This window comes from Ruegeria sp. AD5 (assembly GCF_056542345.1).
The window spans coordinates 237,540-257,796 of sequence record NZ_JBQFZR010000001.1; the positions used below are offsets into that span (position 1 = coordinate 237,540).

Sequence of the window (20,257 nt, forward strand, 5' to 3'; positions counted from 1 at the left end):
CTGGGTTTGGGCCCTTGTTCAGCGTCTCGTAAGACTTGCAGAAACACTGAAACTAGAAAGCCCCCGCCAATGGCGGGGGCTTTTACTTAGGTTGTGTAAGCTAAATTAACGGCAGTTCAGTGGCACTGCAAAACCCGAACTGCGCTCGGACGAACCTTTGCGGTATACATCACCCGCGGGCAAGCATCCGGTAAAGCGTTCCGTTTGAGCGCCAAAGGCCGAGCCCACCGATGTATCAACTTTGGTGGAGTTGTTTTCCGTACGCAGGACACCGAACAACTGACCGTTTACATTGACATTGCTCAGGTACAGATTGGTATCACTGCCAGTGAGTTGAACTGAATTCGCATCTGAGCGACCGCCATTATCGATTGCGACACCCGCGATCTTTTCAAGCTCGGCTTTGTCCGATGTAACCTGGACCGTTGGCAGCTTGGCTAGTTCCGCCGGGATGTTGGTTTCTGGCGGCAAAAAGGCTACGGCGCCTTTTACATCCGACACTGTGCGCGGTTCACCATCAATCCCGGTGAAACCAACACCTTCGCGGTTAAAGGGGTCTTCGCAGGCTGACAATGTCAGAACAGCAAGAGCGGGCAACAAGATTTTTTTCATGGCGGTCAACATTTTGGAAAGGGTTGCTGAAGCGTAGCGGCAGGGGATTAGAAAAAGCAAGCCGCTGAGATTCAGAACACCCAAACCTCTGATGCGCCCCTGCAACGCCCCTGCTTGGTTTAGGCCGACCAAGAGATACCCCAAAACAATACAAAAAAGGACCCTGCATGGCAGAGTCCTTCTTCAAAAAGTATGTCAGAGGGCAGATTACTTGATCTTGCCTTCTTTGTACTCGACATGTTTCCGAGCGACCGGATCGTATTTACGAATGGTCATTTTCTCGGTCATGGTGCGCGCGTTCTTCTTGGTCACGTAGAAGTGGCCCGTGCCCGCGGTCGAGTTCAGACGGATCTTGATTGTCGTCGGCTTCGCCATGGTTATCTCCTGCGTCCGAAAAGGCAGGGGCCTTTCGGTTGAATCCTTATGAGCGTGCGCTTTTAACCGCTCATGCGCCCAAGTCAACCGGATTCGCCGCGTTAGGGGAACAATTCCTGACACGGCTTCAAGAGCAGTCGATTTGGAGCGCTCACGATTCTGTGATAGTGTCGCCGGAACCTTCGAAGCCCGTTTTACGGACTTAGGTAATACCGTGCCGGATGTAAATTCCGGCAGACAACACCGCTCACAACTATAGCAACGCCCGGCTGTCTACTTGGCCGGGTCTTTTCCGGTTTGCGCGCAATCCTGCACGCGACACGGCCAGGGAGTCGGCCGCTTTTAGCGCTCCGAATAAACTGCAACCAAGGGAGAGAAATATGCCTGTTTTCATTACCTATGCGTCTTATTCGCAAGATGGGGTCAAAGGAATGTTGGCAAAACCGGAAGATCGCACCGGTCCCGTCAAGGCTTTGCTTGAGAAAGCAGGCGGCAGACTGATCTCATTTTATATAACCACCGGAGGCAATGATGTCGTCGTTATCAGCGAACTGCCTGAAGGCAGTGATGCTGTGGCAATTGGCATGGCCGTCGCGGGCACGGGTGCGGTTTCGAGGATCGAGACCGTTCGCGCATGGTCGGCGCAGGAATTTGTTGCCGTCGCCGAAAAAGCTGCAGCACTTGGCGGCACCTACACACCTCCAGGCGGGTAACAGGAGATGCGCGGAGGGCCTGTAAGCCGGATCCTGTTCCAGGGTTGCCCCCTTCGATGACCATTCCTCTAGGCCGTGCATTGCTGCGCGGCTCGAGCTGCCAACCCGGTCCCTCTCGGCCAAGGCGTGCCTAGCGGCGGTATCGGTTTGCACCGACCGGCCCGCGCGGGGACCCTATTCGGCATTGCTCCCGGTGGGGCTTGCCGTGCCGCCACTGTTGCCAGCGGCGCGGTGGGCTCTTACCCCACCGTTTCACCCTTACCACACATGTGTGGCGGTCTGATTTCTGTGGCGCTTTCCGTCGAGTTTCCCCGCCCGGGCGTTACCCGGCACCGTTGCCTTGTGGAGTCCGGACTTTCCTCTCGGGCCTAACGACCCCAGCGGCCATCCGGCCCTCCGCGCGTGGGTTGGGTAGGCTCTGTGCGTGATGGCGTCAAGAGGGGTTGGGGTGGTGAAGGGGCCAGCCCCTTCTTGGCCTACGGCCAATTCATCCCCGAGATATTTTTGGCCAGATGAAGGGCGGATCAGGTCGATTTTGGGAGCGGACAGAGGGCTATGAGATCATCGAGGTGCAAGGGGCCTGAGGCCCACGGGCGATAGCGCAGGCGTGTGGAATTTAGGAGCGTCTTCTCGTCGCTGTGTAGCCCCGGTTCTGCGCCAGCTCGCGGAAGTTGACGTTCGGATCGAGGGCAGTACCACGCCGAGCGGCAAGGCGCTGGTGTTCCAGCCTTTGCCAGTCGAACCGGGGGCCGGGGTCGGACTTGCGGCCCGGTGCCATGTCGGAATGCCCGATTACACCCTCTGGCGCGATGGTCCAACGCTGCATGAGTTCGGGCAAAAGCTGTTCCAATACACGCATTTGGGGTTCGGCAAACGGGTGATCTCCGCCATTGTCCAGCTCGATCCCGATTGAGCGGGAGTTTATGTCGGCTTGCCCTTGCCACTCCCCTGCCCCGGCGTGCCAAGCGCGATCTTCCTCTCGGACAAGCTGCCAGAGCGCACCGTCGCGACCGATCAGGTAGTGGGCGGAGACCTCGGGACCCGGATCGCAGAGACGTTCAAGCGCGGCAGCAGCGCTCTCCATTGCGGTGTAGTGCAGCACGATCAGCTTGGGTGACAGCCCATCCCGACGGGGGCCGAAATTGGGCGATGGGTGCCAGATGGGGGAGAGCTTAGTTGTTGACGGCACTGCGGAACGGGCTGGGGTCCCAGCCGCAGGCGTAACCGTCGCCGTCCGGATCCAGCCCTTTGCGGTCACGCTGGGGGCCTCCATTCGACAGAAACTCAATCTGCGCCTGATCAGGAGAGGCGAACTGAGCGCAGTTGCGCTGTGCCTTGGCCTGCAGGTTAAATCCGGCTCGGCTGTACAACTGGGTACCGATGGGGTTCGAAGTGCTCAGGGCGTATTGCACGATATTGGGTTGCCCGTCAGAGCCACGCTCGGGCACGGCAGTAGGGGCGATCACCTCGTAAGACTGCCGATTCTTTTCGATACGAGCGGCGTCGGCATCGATACTGCGACGGTTTGAGACAGCCTCAAAATCCTGCTCATCAGAGATACTTGGGTTGTTTGTTGCAGTCAGAGGCGCGACGCGCGTCTCCTGACCAGACGTATTCGCCAAGGCAATGGCCGTCCGGTTGGCGATGTCAGAGGCGTCGCCTGTCGGTGCGGCACCAACAGCCCCCTGCGCCGAGAGCGGCTGCTCTGAAACCGCCTCGGGTGGCGCAAGCGGATTACCGGCCAGACCCTGCCCGGCCAGTTCGGCCTCGCGCTGCGCCTGATATTCCGGCGTATTGAAACCGGTACCCGAAACAGGGGTAACGGTATCACATGCCGCGATCAGCCCAAGGGCCGGGATCAGAAGCAATTTGCGCATTTGACTGCTCCGGTTCTTTATTGCCGTGTCAGGTTTGAGGATTACCACCATTTTCCGGGCTTGGCCACAAACCCAGCCGCGCTCTCTAGCGCGTAGGCGGTGTTGAGCAGATCGCCTTCCTCCCACGGACGGCCGATCAGCTGCAGACCCAACGGAAGGCCCTGTTTGTCCAGACCGGCAGGCACCGAAATACCGGGCAGGCCAGCGAGGTTCACTGTCACGGTGAACACATCGTTCAGGTACATCTGAACAGGATCAGCCTCGGTCATCTCGCCCAGACCGAACGAGGCCGACGGCGTTGCCGGGGTCAGGATCGCATCAACGCCTGCGGCAAAGACATGTTCGAAGTCCTTCTTGATCAGGGTGCGGACCTTGCGGGCGCGGTTGTAGTAGGCGTCATAGAAGCCTGCAGACAGCACGTAGGTGCCGATCATCACCCGGCGCTGGACCTCATGACCGAAGCCTTCGGCGCGGGTCTTTTCGTACATCTCGGTGATGCCATCGCCTTGAGCCAACTGCGCTCGGCGGCCATACCGGACACCGTCATAGCGGGCGAGGTTCGACGACGCCTCGGCAGGAGCAATCACGTAATAGGCAGGCAGCGCGTATTTAGTATGCGGCAGCGAGATATCGACGATTTCGGCGCCTGCGTCTTTCAGCATAGCGGTGCCATCGGCCCAAAGCTTTTCAATCTCGGCAGGCATGCCGTCCATGCGGTATTCCTTCGGGATACCGATTTTCTTGCCTTTGATATCGCCGGTCAACATCGCCTCGAAGTTTGGCACGGCCAGCTCGGCGCTGGTGGAATCCTTGGGGTCATGACCGCACATGGTTTCCAGCATGATCGCTGCGTCACGGACGTTCTTGGTCATCGGTCCCGCCTGATCCAACGAAGACGCAAAGGCCACAATACCCCAACGCGAGCAACGGCCATAGGTGGGTTTGATGCCGGTGATGCCGACAAAGGCAGCAGGCTGGCGGATCGAACCGCCGGTATCGGTACCGGTCGCGGCCAGACACAGGTCAGCCGAGACAGCCGAGGCTGAGCCACCGGACGAGCCGCCGGGTGTCAGCTGTGCATCGTCATTGCCGCGCCGCCACGGGCTGACCGCATTGCCGTAAACGGATGTTTCATTAGACGAACCCATCGCGAACTCGTCCATGTTCAGCTTGCCCAGCATCACAGCACCAGCATCCGCCAATTGTTGCGACACGGTGGATTCGTATTCGGGCTTGAACCCCTCGAGAATTTTCGAGGCCGCTTGCGAGGGCACGCCCTTAGTGCAAAACAGGTCCTTGATACCGATCGGCAGGCCGCACATCGAGGGCGCGTCGCCGCCTTTGATCCGCTCATCCGCCGCCTTGGCGCGCTCCAGCGCGATCTCGGGCGTTTTGTGGACAAAGGCGTTGAGCGCGTCGGCGTCGTCAATCGCCTTGAGGCAAGCCTCGGTCAGTTCAACGGACGTGACATCTTTGGCACGCAGCGCGTCGCGGGCCTCGGCCAGGCCCAATTTGTTCAGTTCGCTCATGACTTACTCCACAACTTTTGGAACAGCGAAGAACCCTTCGCGCGCATCGGGGGCGTTGGATAGGACCTTGTCCTGCTGGTTTCCATCGGTGACCACGTCCTGACGACGCTTCAGGCGCATCGGCTCGACCGAGACCATCGGCTCGACGCCTTCGACATCCACTTCGTTCAGTTGCTCGATAAACCCGAGGATATTGTTGAACTCGGACGCCAGCGCAGGCAGCGCATCATCCTCGACCTTGATCCGGGCCAGTTTGGCCACCTTGGCGGCGGTGCTTTGGTCAATCGACATCGGAAACCCTCATCTACGTTAGGGGGCGTTTACCTGCCTGCCGCAACACTCGCAAGAGCGACAGGCGGCAGACGGGGATTCAAACCCAATATCGCCAGCTGCCATGCATATTTGAATGGCTGATATTCAAATAAGTAAACCGATTAGTTCAGTTTTGCCATTGAAAAAATGAACCGAACAGTTCACCTCAATATCGTGACGCAACGAGAAATCGGAGACACCTCATGAAAACCCTTCTTCCCGCCTTCATATTGTCCGCTCTGGTTCTGACCTCGCCCGCCCTGGCTTTGGGTATCGATATGAACAATCTGACCCGAAACCTTAGCTTCCCCGCGCCTGTTTCGGAGCCCGTGACGAGGGACCACACCCAGGCAGGCAAATAACCCTGACCTGCGCGCCGGATCGGTACGCCCCCTCCCGATCCGGCGCTTTTTACAATTGACTGCTGCACCCATTCCAACAACTCGTTAGCATGGTCTTGGATCAAACGCCGAACCACCCGTCAGGTGCAGTTCAGGCGAGCTAACGGAGCAGAGAATGAGCACACGCAAGCAAACCGTTCTGGACGCAATTGACGCAGCAAATGCGCAAGACCCTAATATAGAGGACGGCCAGCCGGTCGAGCTGCTTTATGGCCAACGCATGAGCACCGAGCTGGATCGGCTATTTCCCGATGCGTCGGATGCTTTACAGATCGCCGCACGTGGTCAGCATGTCGAACGCTGGAAGCTAAAGCGCACTGAATACCCCGAAGGACGTGCAGGGTATCTGGCCTGGAGGAAGGCGCAAGGCGTATATCACGCTGACGTTGTGCAAGGATTCATGGAACAGGCTGAATATGGTGCGGACGATATAGAAGCCGTCGGGCAAATGCTGCGCAAACAGGGGATCAAGCGCAATGCCGAGGTACAGGCGCTTGAGGACGTGATCTGTTTCGTTTTTCTGAAATGGTACTTTGAACCTTTTGCCGCCAAGCACTCCGCCGAAAAAATCCAGCGCATTGTTAAAAAAACGGCTTTCAAGATGTCAGCCGAAGGCCGCGCGCGCGTATTGGCTGAATTTGATCTGCCCGAGGCTTTGGCTGCTGCGTTCAGGGATTAACCAATCAGGATGATGCTTCGGTGGTTCTGATCAATGTCCTGATCCTGCAGCCACCGCAGCTCCGGCAGGTGGATTTCGGATCGCCCGCAGATAAACCTCAATCATCCAGCCCAGCATAACTGCATTCAGAATGTGCCACATAAAATGCGTCCCCGTTGGCAGATACCCGCAAATTGGAGTGTCCAGTGATCGAAAGGTGATCGAGGTGATCAGGACAGTTGCTCCTATTGTCAGCCCACGCGCAGTGTCCGGGGCTTTCCGGCGCAACAGGACCGCATAAATCAGAATCAATAGAGGAACTGGGGCGTATGCCGCCGAGCCACCAAGCCCAGGCACCAACTGGAATAGCGGGATCGTCAGCGCCACGTATGGAAAGAACAGCGCGGTCAAACCCAGCGCGTATCTGTTGCTCAGCCGCCAGACATCGCGATTCACTGCGTAGATGTAAACGAGGATGTACAGCAGAATTGGCGTCACATCCAAGATCGCCGCCCAAACCTGCGCATGGGTATGGAACAGATAGCTGCCAATTCCGATCATCGCCAATATGACAACCAAAGCCATCGCCAAAGGTGCGCCCCGCCCGCGCGCCCTTTGCCACATCACAAATGCAGCAATAAGAAAGGCCGCATTGGTAATCGCGTTTATCGGCTCGGCCCAATACGCGGGTGAGAGCCTCTCACAATATCCATCAACATACTGCGTCCAATCCATAGATTTTTACATAGCCGATGCTAGGCTAACTCCAAGCGGAAAATGGGAGGATTCTCTATGGATATCATTTGGCTGGGACATGGCAGCTTTCGCATCGAAACAGCAGGACAAGTTCTATTGATCGATCCCTGGCTGACGGGCAACCCGTCTTTGCCCGAAGATCAGCATGACGCAGCCGTTGCGGGCGCGACGCATATCCTGCTGACTCATACTCATTTCGATCATGTCGTCGATGTGCTGCCGCTGGCCAAACATCTAAACGTGCCCGTGGTCGGGCAATACGACCTGATGGGCTACTGGGCCGAGGCTGAAGGTATTGAAACGGTCGGATTCAACAAGGGTGGCACTGTTGACCTAAACGGTGTCAAATTAACGATGGTGCCTGCGTCGCACAGCTCGACCTTCTCGACGCCTGATGGTCTTCGCACGGGTGGAACCGAGGTCGGCTATATGATCGCGTCCGAGGACCGTATGCTCTATTTCTCTGGCGATACCGACATTATGGCCGACATGGAGTGGATGGGTGATTATTACAAACCCGATATCGGCATCCTTTCGGCAGGCGGCCACTTTACCATGGACATGAAGGGCACTGCCTATGCTGCCAAGCGGTATTTCAATTTCAAGACAGTGATCCCGTGCCATTACAAGACCTTTCCGATTCTCGCGCAATCGGCTCAGGAATTGGCTGACGGGTTACCCGGTGTCGATGTAATCGAGTCCGAGGTCATGCAGGCGATTTCTCTCTGATGCCCGCGTCGGATTTCAGCGCGCAGGAATACGCTGACCGCATTCACAAGACCCGTTCTGCGATGGATCAACAGGGTATCGAGACCTTGTTGATCACGGACCCATCGAACATGGCGTGGCTCACCGGTTATGACGGTTGGAGCTTTTACGTACCGCAGATGGTCATCCTGCCCGCCAGCGGATCGCCCCTTTGGTGGGGCAGAACGCAGGACAAGGCGGGGGCTGCGCAGACCACCTGGCTGGACCAGATGGACCTGCTGGACTGGCCCGAAGAGCATGTGCAACACCCGGACCACCATCCGGTCGACGCGCTCGTCCTTGCGTTGCGGGATCGCGGCTGGACCTCTGGTATCGGCGTGGAGATGGATAACTATTATTACTCAGCCGCCAGTCACCGCATCCTCGAACGCGCCTTCGGTGCATTGATTGATGCCACAGGGCTTGTGAATTGGAAGCGCGCCGTAAAAAGCGATGCCGAGATCGCAATGATGCGCAAGGCGGGTCAGCTGACCGCACATATGCACGGTGTTCTGCGTGACGCATATCGCGAAGGATTGCCCAAAAACCAACTTGTCGCCGAAGTGCAGGCGGCAGGCATCGCCGGACTGCCCGGCCTAGCCGGAGATTACCCTGCTATCGTGCCGATTGCACCCTCCGGTCGTGAGGCTTCTGCCTCGCACATTACTTGGAACGACCGACCTCTGGCGCGGGATGAGGCGACCTATTTCGAAATCTCAGGCTGCTATCGACGCTATCACTGCCCCGCCAGTCGCAGCCTTTTTCTGGGTGATCCCCCGGATGATATCCGCCGGGCCGAAGCCGCCGTTCTAATCGCTATCGACGACACAATGACCGCCGCACGCCCTGGCATCACCTGCGAAGAGGTCGCGGCTTGTGTCTATGACAGTTTCGCCCGCGCGGGGTATGTCAAAGCCAACCGCACCGGCTATCCCATCGGGCTCAGCTATCCGCCCGACTGGGGCGAGCGCACCATGAGCCTGCGACCCGGTGACACGACGGAATTGCAAGAGAATATGACCTTTCACCTAATGCCCGGCCTCTGGACCCCAGACTGGGGACTGGCGATTACCGAAAGCTTTGTGGTGACGTCAGATGGGGGCAAGCCTCTGGCTGATATCCCACGTGAGATGGTCGTAATAACTTAACCGCGCTGCGTCGCGAAGAAGCGTTTCAGCAGCGCGGCAGCCTCTTCGGCGGCAATGCCGTCATAGACTTCGGGTCGATGGTGGGCCTGTGGGTGCGAAAACACCCGCGCGCCATGTGCGACACCGCCAGATTTCGGATCGGAAGCGCCGTAGTAGATGCGCCGGATGCGGGCTGCGGCCAGCGCTGCGGCGCACATGGCACAAGGCTCAAGGGTTACGTAAAGATCATGATCGGGTAAACGCTCGGACCCGGCCGCGGCACATGCGGCGCGCAGAGCCAGAATCTCAGCATGGGCAGTGGGGTCATTCAACTCGCGGGTGCGGTTCCCATCTGCGGCCACCACCTGCCCGTCGGGCGCGACGATCACCGCGCCGACCGGCACTTCACCTCGGTCTGCTGCCGCCTGTGCCTGTTCCAGCGCCTGTTTCATGTGGGATCTGAACTTCATGCCTCTGACTGCCTCAGAAACCCGTCTTTCGCAAGCCGCCGGGATGGGTTATGGCCGGAGGATGACCAATACCCCTCCTCCCGGCGACCGGATCGCCAAAGTGCTGGCCCGCGCCGGTGTCGCCTCGCGCCGCGAAGCTGAACGCATGATCGAAGCCGGACGTGTGACCGTGAATGGCAAGGCGATCAACAGCCCTGCGCTGAACGTAACCGCCAAGGACAGGATTACCGTCGATGGCAAACCAGTATCCGAGCCCGAGCCATCACGCCTGTGGCTCTATCACAAGCCACCAGGACTGGTGACGACGGCGCGTGACGAAAAAGGCCGCAAGACGATTTTTGACGACCTGCCCGAGGATATGCCCCGGGTCATGAGCGTCGGGCGACTCGATTTGAACTCGGAAGGATTGCTACTGCTGACTAATGATGGCGGCATCAAGCGCAAGCTGGAACTGCCCTCAACTGGATGGCTACGCAAATACCGGGTGCGGGTAAATGGACGCCCCAAAGACGAGGATTTCGAACCGCTGCGCAAAGGCCTGGTAATCGATGGTGAGCGGTTTCAACCCATGACCGTGACACTGGACCGTCAACAGGGCGCGAACGCTTGGCTGACCATCGGCCTGCGCGAAGGCAAGAATCGCGAAATCCGCCGCGCTATCGAAGATATCGGTTATGTGGTGAACAGGCTTTTGCGGGTTTCTTACGGCCCATTCCAACTGGGCAACCTGAAACCCGGCGAGGTTGAAGAAATCCGCCGCCGTGTCATGCGCGACCAACTGGGGCTGGATGCTGAGGATAGCGGAATACCCCCGGCCAAACGCCCTGCTCGACCGCAGCGCAAAAGACCAGCAATCGGCAAGAAACCTCGCAAGTGACGCGGGTTATTCAACCTTCCCCCTAGCGCCAAGCCCTCGTATCGCCTAAATTTTCCCTGATGGTCACAGTTGGGGGGCGCCATGTCCGGGACCGGATTACAAAAATTGGCCTATGCGGCCCTGTTGGTGCTGTTGTTCGGCGTCTGCACCGGTCTGTTGGGGGGCCTGTAGCGAAATGGCCAAACGGTACGGCGGCAAATTCAGCCCAGAAGGCGATGTTTCCTCGCAGGATCAGCCATCGCGTGGCCAATTCGATGGTGCCCGTGTCGAACCGGCAGGTGCACGCGCGAACATCCTGTTTGTCCCGGCGATACCACTGGTGTTTCTGTCTCTGAACGATGGCGCGATCGGAATGACCATAGGCCTGGTTGCGGCAGGGCTACTGACCGCTGCCGCGTTTCTGCTGCGCGAAGGTTTAAGGGCCGAATCCGCTTACAACGCCCGCCGCACCGCACGCAGACCTGCGTTTCCCCGCAAGATATTTTCCAGCGTTCTGACCGGTTTGGGGGCGGCGCTAGCCTCATACCGGACCGAATTTCTGGACGCCGAAACAGCATCACAGGTAAGCCTGCTGGCCCCCATCCTGTTTGGCGCCGCTGCAACGGTTCTACATTCGGTTTCCTTCGGCCTCGACCCAATGAAGGACAAAGGAATGGAGGGTGTCGACACCTTCCAGCAGGACCGTGTCGCACGCGTGGTCGAGGACGCCGAAACCAATCTGACCCAAATGACAGATGCAATAAAACGCGCAGGTGACCGCCGGATCGAAGCGCGGGTCGAACGCTTTCAGGATACAGCCCGCGATCTGTTTCGCACGGTCGAGGAAGACCCGCGCGATCTGGCTGGTGCCCGGAAATATCTAACTGTTTATTTGCAGGGCGCGCGCGATGCGACGGTGAAGTTTTCGGACGTTTATGCCCGTACCCGCGATGCGCAGGCGCTGGCGGATTACTCGGCCCTGCTGGACGATCTTGAACAGAATTTCGCGGCGCGGACGCGAAAGATGCTATTGGATGACCGCAGTGATCTGACGGTTGAAATTGATGTGCTGCGCGACCGGCTGCAGCGCGAAGGCGTCCGGTTGGACTGACCGGCTTTTATGTAAGCGAGGATTACCCCATGTCCGATGAGATTAAAAACAAGGCAGTCGAGGCTGAAACGCTGGTGCAGGAAGTCACCGCCGTAGCCCTCCCCGAGCCGCAGGCCGAGATTGTCCCGTTGGAAGAGGCCGACGAACCGGTTGGTGCCGAGATCCGCAAGCGGATGGGTGAGATCGACATGGGCGACACAAACTCGATCGTGTCCTTTGGGTCTTCAGCACAGGCAGAACTGCAAGAGATCAGTCAGGCCATGCTGGCCGACGTGCGCAACAAGGATGTGGGCCCGGCGGGTGACAGCCTTCGCAATATCGTAACAACGATCCGCGGATTTTCAGTCAGCGAACTCGATGTACGTCGCGAGCGTAGCTGGTGGGAAAAACTACTGGGCCGCGCCGCGCCCTTTGCCAAGTTCACAGCGCAGTATGAAGACGTTCAAAGCCAGATCGACCGGATCACTGATGATCTTCTGGGGCATGAGCATACACTGCTGAAAGATATCAAGTCTTTGGATCTGCTGTACGAAAAAACGCTGGAGTTCTACGACGAACTCGCACTGTACATCGCAGCGGGAGAGGAGAAGCTGACCGAGCTGGACAGCCACGACATTCCTGAAAAAGAGGCCGAGGTTCAGGCCGCGCCCGAAGACCAACAGGTGATGAAAGCGCAGGAATTGCGCGACTTGCGTGCCGCGCGCGATGATCTGGAACGCCGGGTCCACGACCTGAAGCTTACCCGTCAGGTGACGATGCAATCGCTGCCCTCCATCCGTCTGGTGCAGGAAAATGACAAGTCGCTGGTGACCAAGATCAACTCGACCCTCGTCAACACAGTACCGCTCTGGGAAACCCAGCTGGCACAAGCTGTCACCATACAGCGCAGTGCCGAGGCCGCCGCTGCCGTACGTGATGCCAATGATCTGACCAATGAATTGCTGACCTCGAACGCCGCCAACTTGCGCGAATCCAACAAAATGATCCGCGAAGAGATGGAGCGTGGCGTCTTCGATATCGAAGCCGTCAAACAAGCCAATGCAGACCTGATCGGCACCATCAACGAAAGCCTCGTCATTGCAGACGAAGGCAAGGCCAAACGCGCCGCAGCCGAGGAAGAACTGAAGAAGATGGAGGCCGAATTGCGCGATACGCTCGCCTCGGCCAAGGCGCGACAGGACGGGATCGGCGACAATGCCGGAACGGCTGTTCCCGGATAATGGAAACAGCGGGCGTGCGGCCATTTCATCGCGCTAAGATTGCAGTATTGGGCTTGTCGCTGCTGGCATTTGCTGGCTGCGATGAGACATTGACGACGACGATCGCTCCTGAACCTCAACCTGCCCAGCCGCAAGGCCTGAGCAATGCATATCAAGCGCCCTCACCAGCGAGCCTTGATCTCGCGCGATACTATGAAAGCGTACAAAACAACTTGCTGACGCGCGGGTTGCTGAGAACCGATGGCGGTGGCCCTGATACGCCCTATGATGCCGATGATCTGGCTCGGAACTTTGAGACCATAGCGTTTTATAATGAATATCCGGGGCAAGCCGTTGCCAGCGGCAGCAGTCGCACCAGCCGACAGCTTAGTCGCTGGTCTTCGCCGGTTCGCATAAAGCCCGAGTTTGGTCCATCGGTTGCACCTGAAGTCCGCCAGCAAGAGACCGCCCGAATTGACGCCTACGCCAACCGCTTGTCGCGGCTCACTGGACACCCGGTCTCAACCACCACCCGGAATGCAAATTTCCACGTATTCGTGGCGGGTGAAGATGATACCGCTTATGTGCAAGCCCGGCTGCGACAACTGATCCCGGGCATAGGGCAGGCACAACTTGACCTCTTCGACAAACTGCCACGCTCTTTCTATTGCTTTGTATTCGCTTCGGCGTCGAACAGCGCGCCACAGACATATACCCGGGCTGTTGCCTTGATCCGGGCGGAACATCCCGATCTGGTGCGCCTGAGTTGCGTCCACGAAGAGATCGCTCAGGGATTGGGGCTGCCGAATGACAGCCCGTCTGCCCGGCCATCAATCTTCAACGATGACGACGAGTTCGCCCTGCTCACAAGCCATGATGAAAAACTACTAACCATTCTATACGACCCGCGCCTCAAGCCTGGCATGACAGCTGACGAAGCGCGGCCAGTGGTCCGTATCATTGCACGCGAATTGATGGGGCAGTCGCTCTGACCCCGAAGACAGGAGAAATCCAATGGGAATTTTTGATTTTCTGACCGGTGAATTCATAGATGTCATCCACTGGGTCGACGATACGCGCGACACCATGGTCTGGCGGTTCGAGCGTGAAGGACACGAGATCAAATACGGCGCCAAGCTGACCGTGCGCGAAGGTCAAGCGGCGGTCTTTGTGCATGAGGGGCAGTTGGCGGATGTCTTCACCCCAGGTCTCTACATGCTTGAGACAAACAACATGCCGATCATGACGACGCTGCAGCATTGGGATCACGGCTTTCAGTCTCCGTTCAAGTCTGAAATTTACTTCGTTAACACGACCCGGTTCAATGACCTGAAATGGGGCACCAAGAACCCGATCATGCTGCGCGATCCCGAGTTTGGACCAACACGCATCCGGGCCTTCGGCACCTATACAGTGCGGGTCAAGGACCCGGCGAAATTCCTAGTAGAGATCGTAGGCACCGATGGTGAATTCACCATGGACGAGATCAGCTTTCAGATCAGAAACATCATCGTGCAGGAATTCAGCCGCGTCATCGCAGGCTCGGGCATTCCAGTTCTCGATATGGCGGCGAACACTGCCGATCTGGGCAAACTGATTGCCGCCGAGGTGTCGCCGGTGCTGGACGGGTATGGTTTGAGCATGCCCGAGTTCTACATCGAGAACATCTCGCTGCCACCAGCGGTCGAGGCCGCGCTGGACAAGCGCACATCGATGGGGTTGGCGGGCGATCTGGGTAAATTCACGCAGTATTCCGCAGCCGAAGCGATGACTGCGGCAGCCAACAACCCTGGCCAGGGTGGCGGCATGGGAGCGGGTCTTGGCATGGGAATGGGCATGGCGATGGCACAGCAGATGTCGAACATGGCAGCGGGTCAACCAAGCGGCCCTTGGGGCGGTTCCGCCCCCGCTGCCCCGCAAGCCGCAGCGCCTGCGGCACCGCCACCCCCGCCACCCGTCGAGCACGTGTGGCATATAGCGGAGGATGGCCAGACCAGCGGGCCGTTTTCCAAGGCCAAGATGGGCCGAATGGCGACCGATGGTGAGATAACGCGCGAGACCCACGTTTGGACCGCCGGACAGGACGGCTGGAAGAAGGCAGGCGACGTGCAGGAGTTGGCGCAGCTGTTCACGATTTTACCGCCGCCGCCTCCGGGCGCGTGATCTGACATTTGGTAACCTGATTTCGAGGTTCTGTCATGGCGAAAGACGAACACCGTTTCCCCTGTGACCAATGCGGGGCGGATTATCGGTTCAAACCCGGTGACGGAACGCTGACCTGCGATCATTGTGGCAACACCAGAACGATCGGTGCTGGCCCATGGGGTGGTGCGAGTCTGCGAGAGCTGGATTTCGACGCCGCCATCGCGGATCGCTTGCCTGACAGCGAGATTGAAGAAACCCGTGTTCTGACCTGTCCGAACTGCGCGGCTCAGGTTGAGTTTGATCCGAACACCCATGCTGCGGAGTGCCCGTTCTGTGCCACTCCGGTAGTGACCGATACAGGCGTTAGCCGCCATATCAAACCCCGCGGAGTGTTGCCGTTTGCACTGGATGAACGCTCGGCCCACAAGGCAATGGGGGATTGGCTGGGCCGACTGTGGTTTGCACCCAACGGGTTGAAGGAATACGCCCGAAAGGGACGCAAGATGCAGGGCATTTATGTCCCGTATTGGACCTTCGACGCTGATACCAAGTCGAGCTATCGTGGGGAACGCGGTGTGGTGTATTACGAAACCCGAACCGTCATGCGCGATGGAAAGCGCGTGCAGCAACAGGTTCCCAAAGTGCGCTGGACGCCAAAATCCGGACGGGTTGCACGGTTCTTTGACGATGTTCTGGTGTTGGCATCACAATCGCTGCCCAAATCCTATACCGATGCGCTGGAGCCATGGGACCTGCCTGCGCTTGAGCCATACCAGCCGGAATATCTGGCCGGTTTCCGCGCCGAGGCATACACGGTCGAACTGCGAGAAGGTTATCAAGAGGCCCGCGCGCATATGGCACGGGTGATCGAGCGTGACGTACGGTTCGATATCGGAGGCGATCGTCAGCGCATTCACGCTGTCGACACCGAAGTTCGCGATGTTACATTCAAACACATCCTCCTGCCGGTTTGGATGGCGGCCTACAAATACCGCGGCCAGACCTATCGTTTTGTGGTCAATGGCCGGACTGGCCGCGTTCAGGGTGAGCGTCCCTGGTCCGCAATCAAGATTACGATCGCCGTGGTTCTGGGCCTTCTCGTTGCGGCCGGCGTCGGGTATCTGGTGGCAACTGGACAACAATAACGCTGATAAGCAGAGCACGCTCTTGGAACCTACTCCTCGGCATGCCTGAAAGGAGATGTTGAATTGCACCTTGACGCTCTGAACGCGCTCTTGGCCGATCGTTTTTCTTGCCGTGCCTTTCGCACGGACCTGGTGCCGCGCGAACAGATTGAACAGATCGTCGCCAGTGCTGCGCGTGTTCCAAGCTGGTGCAACGCCCAACCCTGGCAGGTCGTCATCACAAGCGGGGCCGAGACAGACCAGTTTCGGGACGCGTTGCAACACGAAGCTTCGCACGTTGCGCCTGCTCCGGACCTACCCTTTCCAACCGGCTATTCCGGTGTTTATCAAGAGCGCCGTCGCGCCTGTGGCTGGGCCCTCTACAAAGCGGTTGGTATCGAAAAAGGTGATCGCAGGGCCTCGGCGCAACAGATGATGGAAAACTATGCTCTGTTCGGCGCCCCACATTGCGCCATACTGTCCAGCCCTGCTGAACTGGGCCCTTACGGCGCGATGGATTGTGGTGGCTTCGTGACCGCATTTTCACTGGCGGCGCAGGCCCTGGGTGTGGCTTGTATCCCGCAGGCAGCGGTAGCGGCCCATGGCACATTTCTTCACCGTTATTTCGGGATATCAGAAGATCGCTTAATTCTGTGCGCGATTTCGTTCGGATATGCGGATATGGATCACCCGGCGAACGCGTTCAGAACGGAACGTGCCGCGCTGGATGAAGTGATCGATTGGCACGAATAGCAATAAAATACAGGACCTGCAGATGCGCGCCTTACTTCAAAGAATTTCCAGTGCCTCGGTCAAAGTCGATGGAACAGTCATCGGGCGATCGGGCCCCGGATTGATGATTCTGGTTTGTGCGATGCAGGGGGATGGAGAGAAACAAGCTGATCAATTGGCTGAAAAGATCGCAAAGCTCCGTATCTTCAAGGACGACGCGGGAAAGATGAACCGGTCGATATTGGACATTGAGGGCTCGGCCCTGGTGGTCAGCCAGTTCACCTTGGCAGCTGACACATCGCGTGGAAACAGGCCTGGGTTTTCCGGGGCCGCCCCGGCGGCTGAGGGCGAACACCTCTACGAGGCGTTTGTACACAACCTTTCATCGCGGGGCATTCCGGTTGAGACAGGTGCGTTCGGAGCTGACATGGCGGTAGAGTTGGTCAATGACGGACCAGTCACAATTTGGATGGAAAGCTGATGCAGAGTTCGCAAAAGGCACAGGACATTTGGCGCGCAGGTGTGGCGGCGGTTGATGGATATCGCGCAACGCTGGAGGCCACTCAGGCGATCGAAGCCCCAGATCAGATATTGGCCGTTGGAAAAGCCGCAGGTGCCATGGCCCGTGCCGCCGTCGAACGGTTTGGCCCAGTGCCCACTCTGGTAGTTACCAAGGATGGCCATGGCCACGACCTGCCTAAGCATATTGTGGTGATTGAAGCTGCACACCCGGTTCCCGATGCCCGCAGTCTGAAGGGTGGGCAGGCATTGCGCGAAACGGTTGAGGCGATGAAACCCAACAGCAAGCTGCTTTTGCTAGTTTCGGGAGGGGCTTCTTCGCTTGCCGAGGACCTCTTGGCCGGTGCGACATTGGATGATCTTGAGGCCCTCAACCAAAGACTGCTGAGTGAAGGCCTCGACATCGGCGCAATGAACACGGAACGGCGCAAGCTGTCCCGGATCAAGGGCGGCGGTTTGTTGTCGGCATTCTCGGGGAAAAGCGTGACCGTTCTGGCGATCTCGGACGTCCCGGGCGATGATCTGGGTGTTATTGGCTCCGGTATCGGGTCATTGCCCGACGAACCGGAGTTTTCTGCCCACACCGCTATAATCGCATCAAATGCACACGCGCGCGACGCCGCAGCATTTGCGGCTGAGAACTCAGGCATCAAGGTCCTCGACAACGAAGAAGCGATGCACGATGACTATCTCTCGGTTGCAGCCAAATTAGGAGATCGGCTGCGAAATATGCCCAAGGGCGCCATGGTATTTGGCGGCGAACCAACCGTGGTCCTACCTGATGCGCCAGGGCGCGGTGGGCGTAATCAGGCCCTTGCTCTGGCACTTGCGCGCGAAATCGCAGGGCAATCTGATTTGACCGTCATCGTCGGAGGAACAGATGGCACCGACGGGCCAACAGATGCAGCAGGCGCCATCGTTACCGGTGACACTTGGTCTGATAAGGCGCAAGCGTATCTGGACAATGCAGATAGCGGCAGTTTCCTCGACAAGGCGGGGGCGCTGTTGGTCACGGGACCCACAGGAACAAACGTAATGGATCTGATTGTTGCAATAAAAAACTGATCCTAGACCCTGACTCCGCCCATCCGAAAAACCCACCAGATAGAATCACTTAAAGGCCGGAATGGCGTTTGATCTGTGGAACGAAAGTTCATGCAAAACTGACCAGGCAACTATCGGATAATTTGTTCAGGTCAGAGTAAGTAGTTAGGAATAAGGGGTTTTGGATTTCCAAAGGCTCATAACAAGATCATCTGGCGCGATCAAAGGCGGAACCTCCCCATTATTTCAAGAGATTTGCACTTGCCCGCTGCCCTGAATTGCACCTAAGTTGACTCATGCGTCAATAAAAAGCCCGCCAACGGGCTGAACATCCTATCAACTGGGAGAAATCTGGATGAACGAACAACTCACTCACATGTCAAAGCAGGTCACAGCTGGAAAGCTGACCCGCCGTGAATTCATGGGTAAAGCAGCGGCACTGGGTGTCTCGGCCGCAATGGCAAGCACTATGTTTGCCGATGCGGCACGTGCCGCTGGTCCGAAAAAGGGCGGCGATCTGAAATTCGGTTTGCAGGGTGGTGAATCGACCAACTCACTTGATCCGGCAACCTACGCAAGCTCAGTCCCGTTCCAGAACGGCAAGCAGTTCGGAGACCAACTGGTCGAAGTGGCGCCCGACGGAACCATCGAACCGCGCCTGGCTGAAAGCGTCGAAGGAAGTGCAGACGCGAAAGTTTGGACGTTCAAGCTGCGTCAAGGGGTCGAGTTCCACAACGGCAAGACCATGACCAGCGAAGACGTGCTGAAAACTATGCAGCGCCACTCGAACGAAGATTCCAAATCAGGTGCCTTGGGCATCATGAAAGGCATCGAGTCGATGAAGGCCGATGGAGATAATTTCCAGGTCACACTGACCGAGCCGAACGCCGACCTGCCGTATCTGATGGCCGACTATCACCTCATCATTCAGCCCGATGGCGGCATGGATAATCCGGCGGCAGGTATCGGCACCGGCCCGTACAAACTAGAAGTGGACGAACCCGGCGTCCGCCACTTGTTCACCAAGAACGAAAACCACTGGAACAGCGATTTCGGCAATTTTGACAGCGTAGAAGTTGTTGTGATCAACGATGCGACGGCACGGACCGCTGCACTGCAGTCCGGACAGGTCCACGCCGTCAACCGCGTTGAACCCAAAGTTGCCGACCTGTTGGGCCGTGCGCCTAACCTGACGGTGCATTCAACCGCTGGTCGCGGTCACTATGTCTTCATCATGCATTGCGACACGGCTCCGTTTGATAACAATGAACTGCGCACCGCACTGAAGTACGCCATCAACCGCGCGGAATTGGTTGACAAAGTTCTGCGCGGCTATGGCTCGATCGGGAATGATATGCCGATCAATTCAGCCTATCCATTGTTTGATGAAACCATCGAACAGCGCGAATTCAGCGTTGAAAAGGCTGCAGAGCACTATAAGAAATCTGGACATGATGGCTCTCCGATTATTTTGCGCGTTGCCGATGGTGCGTTCCCAGGTGCTGTAGATGCTGCTGCTCTGTTCCAGCAGACTGCTGCACAGGCTGGAATTCCGCTTGAAATCAAGCGTGAGCCCAATGATGGCTACTGGTCCGAGGTTTGGAACGTTCAACCCTTCTGTGCGTCTTACTGGGGCGGCCGTCCGGTTCAGGACCAGATGTACTCGACTGCATATCTGTCGACCGCAGACTGGAATGACACGAGGTTTAAGGTTCAGGCGTTTGACGACTTATTGTTCGCGGCAAAGGCGGAACTCGACCCTGAGAAACGCAAAGCCATCTACAGCCAGATGGGTCAAATGGTCCGCAACGAAGGCGGCCTGATCTGCCCGATGTTCAACGACTTTGTCGAAGGCGTCAGCAACCAGCTGGATGGATGGGAATCTGACCCGACGCAAGAGATGATGAACGGCAACATATCCCGCAAAATGTGGTTCGTCTAAAACGGGCT

22 protein-coding genes, 1 other RNA gene and 1 pseudogene are annotated in these 20,257 nt (G+C 57.7%); 15 read left to right on the forward strand and 9 right to left on the reverse strand.

What is annotated here, in order from left to right; translation table 11 throughout:
* Positions 1-105: 105 nt before the first annotated feature.
* Both ACR0JG_RS01160 and rpmG read right to left on the reverse strand, forming a co-directional pair.
* Positions 106-612, reverse strand: coding sequence for a membrane lipoprotein lipid attachment site-containing protein (locus ACR0JG_RS01160; protein WP_480567262.1), 507 nt, complete (start codon positions 610-612; stop codon positions 106-108).
* Between the two features lie 207 nt (positions 613-819).
* Positions 820-987 (reverse strand): 50S ribosomal protein L33, encoded by a 168-nt coding sequence (gene rpmG, locus ACR0JG_RS01165; RefSeq protein WP_010441901.1) that lies wholly within the window; start codon positions 985-987, stop codon positions 820-822.
* Positions 988-1,367: 380 nt separating this feature from the next.
* Here rpmG and ACR0JG_RS01170 point away from each other — a divergent pair, with 380 nt between their 5' ends.
* A complete protein-coding gene (locus ACR0JG_RS01170; RefSeq protein WP_170392216.1) occupies positions 1,368-1,700 on the forward strand; it encodes a GYD domain-containing protein in 333 nt (110 codons plus the stop codon).
* A gap of 6 nt (positions 1,701-1,706) precedes the next feature.
* Here the strand turns inward: ACR0JG_RS01170 and rnpB are convergent.
* The 5 genes and pseudogenes from rnpB to gatC all read right to left on the reverse strand — a co-directional run bounded on the left by rnpB (position 1,707) and on the right by gatC (position 5,397).
* Positions 1,707-2,100: RNase P RNA component class A (gene rnpB / locus ACR0JG_RS01175), an RNA gene on the reverse strand.
* A gap of 124 nt (positions 2,101-2,224) precedes the next feature.
* Positions 2,225-2,889 (reverse strand): annotated as a pseudogene (locus tag ACR0JG_RS01180) (N-acetylmuramoyl-L-alanine amidase).
* Complete coding sequence (locus ACR0JG_RS01185) at positions 2,873-3,577, reverse strand: hypothetical protein (protein WP_480567264.1); 705 nt, start codon at positions 3,575-3,577, stop codon at positions 2,873-2,875. The pseudogene ACR0JG_RS01180 and the gene ACR0JG_RS01185 overlap by 17 nt, the downstream one beginning before the upstream one ends.
* 41 nt (positions 3,578-3,618) lie before the next feature.
* Positions 3,619-5,106 (reverse strand): Asp-tRNA(Asn)/Glu-tRNA(Gln) amidotransferase subunit GatA, encoded by a 1,488-nt coding sequence (gene gatA / locus ACR0JG_RS01190; protein ID WP_480567266.1) that lies wholly within the window; start codon positions 5,104-5,106, stop codon positions 3,619-3,621.
* A 3-nt stretch (positions 5,107-5,109) separates the two neighbouring features.
* Positions 5,110-5,397 carry an Asp-tRNA(Asn)/Glu-tRNA(Gln) amidotransferase subunit GatC gene (gene gatC, locus ACR0JG_RS01195; protein WP_170392224.1) on the reverse strand — a complete coding sequence of 96 codons (288 nt, stop codon included), beginning with the start codon at positions 5,395-5,397 and terminating at the stop codon, positions 5,110-5,112.
* A 224-nt stretch (positions 5,398-5,621) separates the two neighbouring features.
* On the opposite strand from gatC, the gene ACR0JG_RS01200 reads away from it, so the two are divergent.
* Positions 5,622-5,780, forward strand: a complete 159-nt coding sequence (locus ACR0JG_RS01200; protein WP_170401611.1) for a hypothetical protein — start codon at positions 5,622-5,624, stop codon at positions 5,778-5,780.
* Positions 5,781-5,934: 154 nt separating this feature from the next.
* On the forward strand, positions 5,935-6,498 hold the full coding sequence (locus tag ACR0JG_RS01205) for a DUF4202 domain-containing protein (protein ID WP_170732966.1): 564 nt from the start codon (positions 5,935-5,937) through the stop codon (positions 6,496-6,498).
* Positions 6,499-6,528: 30 nt separating this feature from the next.
* Here ACR0JG_RS01205 and ACR0JG_RS01210 read toward each other — a convergent pair whose 3' ends face one another.
* Entirely contained in the window at positions 6,529-7,212 is a 684-nt protein-coding gene (locus tag ACR0JG_RS01210) for a ceramidase domain-containing protein (RefSeq protein WP_170401615.1), read from the reverse strand.
* Between the two features lie 57 nt (positions 7,213-7,269).
* On the opposite strand from ACR0JG_RS01210, the gene ACR0JG_RS01215 reads away from it, so the two are divergent.
* Together ACR0JG_RS01215 and ACR0JG_RS01220 are read left to right on the forward strand one after the other, a co-directional pair.
* A complete protein-coding gene (locus tag ACR0JG_RS01215; protein ID WP_480567268.1) occupies positions 7,270-7,962 on the forward strand; it encodes a metal-dependent hydrolase in 693 nt (230 codons plus the stop codon).
* Positions 7,962-9,128 (forward strand): M24 family metallopeptidase, encoded by a 1,167-nt coding sequence (locus ACR0JG_RS01220; RefSeq protein ID WP_480567269.1) that lies wholly within the window; start codon positions 7,962-7,964, stop codon positions 9,126-9,128. The genes ACR0JG_RS01215 and ACR0JG_RS01220 overlap by 1 nt, the downstream gene beginning before the upstream one ends.
* Here ACR0JG_RS01220 and ACR0JG_RS01225 read toward each other — a convergent pair.
* The gene (locus ACR0JG_RS01225; RefSeq protein ID WP_170392237.1) at positions 9,125-9,577 is read right to left on the reverse strand and encodes a nucleoside deaminase; all 453 of its coding nucleotides are present in this window, start codon (positions 9,575-9,577) and stop codon (positions 9,125-9,127) included. The genes ACR0JG_RS01220 and ACR0JG_RS01225 overlap by 4 nt on opposite strands.
* Before the next feature lie 61 nt (positions 9,578-9,638).
* Between ACR0JG_RS01225 and ACR0JG_RS01230 the strand changes: the two genes are divergently transcribed.
* The 10 genes from ACR0JG_RS01230 to ACR0JG_RS01275 all read left to right on the forward strand — a co-directional run bounded on the left by ACR0JG_RS01230 (position 9,639) and on the right by ACR0JG_RS01275 (position 20,249).
* Positions 9,639-10,454 (forward strand): pseudouridine synthase, encoded by an 816-nt coding sequence (locus ACR0JG_RS01230; protein WP_480444218.1) that lies wholly within the window; start codon positions 9,639-9,641, stop codon positions 10,452-10,454.
* Positions 10,455-10,629: 175 nt separating this feature from the next.
* Positions 10,630-11,544, forward strand: coding sequence for a 5-bromo-4-chloroindolyl phosphate hydrolysis family protein (locus ACR0JG_RS01235; RefSeq protein ID WP_170661886.1), 915 nt, complete (start codon positions 10,630-10,632; stop codon positions 11,542-11,544).
* 29 nt (positions 11,545-11,573) lie between these two features.
* On the forward strand, positions 11,574-12,764 hold the full coding sequence (locus ACR0JG_RS01240; RefSeq protein WP_480567271.1) for a toxic anion resistance protein: 1,191 nt from the start codon (positions 11,574-11,576) through the stop codon (positions 12,762-12,764).
* Positions 12,764-13,735: a DUF2927 domain-containing protein gene (locus tag ACR0JG_RS01245; protein WP_480567273.1), complete on the forward strand. Its 972-nt coding sequence runs from the start codon at positions 12,764-12,766 to the stop codon at positions 13,733-13,735. Before ACR0JG_RS01240 ends, ACR0JG_RS01245 begins: the two co-directional genes overlap by 1 nt.
* 22 nt (positions 13,736-13,757) lie before the next feature.
* On the forward strand, positions 13,758-14,906 hold the full coding sequence (locus tag ACR0JG_RS01250; protein WP_480567274.1) for an SPFH domain-containing protein: 1,149 nt from the start codon (positions 13,758-13,760) through the stop codon (positions 14,904-14,906).
* A 35-nt stretch (positions 14,907-14,941) separates the two neighbouring features.
* Positions 14,942-16,033, forward strand: a complete 1,092-nt coding sequence (locus ACR0JG_RS01255) for a TFIIB-type zinc finger domain-containing protein (RefSeq protein ID WP_480567276.1) — start codon at positions 14,942-14,944, stop codon at positions 16,031-16,033.
* Positions 16,034-16,096: 63 nt separating this feature from the next.
* Positions 16,097-16,765: a nitroreductase gene (locus ACR0JG_RS01260; RefSeq protein ID WP_170625233.1), complete on the forward strand. Its 669-nt coding sequence runs from the start codon at positions 16,097-16,099 to the stop codon at positions 16,763-16,765.
* 22 nt (positions 16,766-16,787) lie between these two features.
* Positions 16,788-17,225 carry a D-aminoacyl-tRNA deacylase gene (dtd, locus tag ACR0JG_RS01265; RefSeq protein ID WP_170594645.1) on the forward strand — a complete coding sequence of 146 codons (438 nt, stop codon included), beginning with the start codon at positions 16,788-16,790 and terminating at the stop codon, positions 17,223-17,225.
* Entirely contained in the window at positions 17,225-18,328 is a 1,104-nt protein-coding gene (locus ACR0JG_RS01270; protein ID WP_480567277.1) for a glycerate kinase type-2 family protein, read from the forward strand. The genes dtd and ACR0JG_RS01270 overlap by 1 nt, the downstream gene beginning before the upstream one ends.
* A 334-nt stretch (positions 18,329-18,662) precedes the next feature.
* The gene (locus ACR0JG_RS01275) at positions 18,663-20,249 is read left to right on the forward strand and encodes an ABC transporter substrate-binding protein (RefSeq protein WP_170392257.1); all 1,587 of its coding nucleotides are present in this window, start codon (positions 18,663-18,665) and stop codon (positions 20,247-20,249) included.
* Positions 20,250-20,257: the final 8 nt, after the last annotated feature.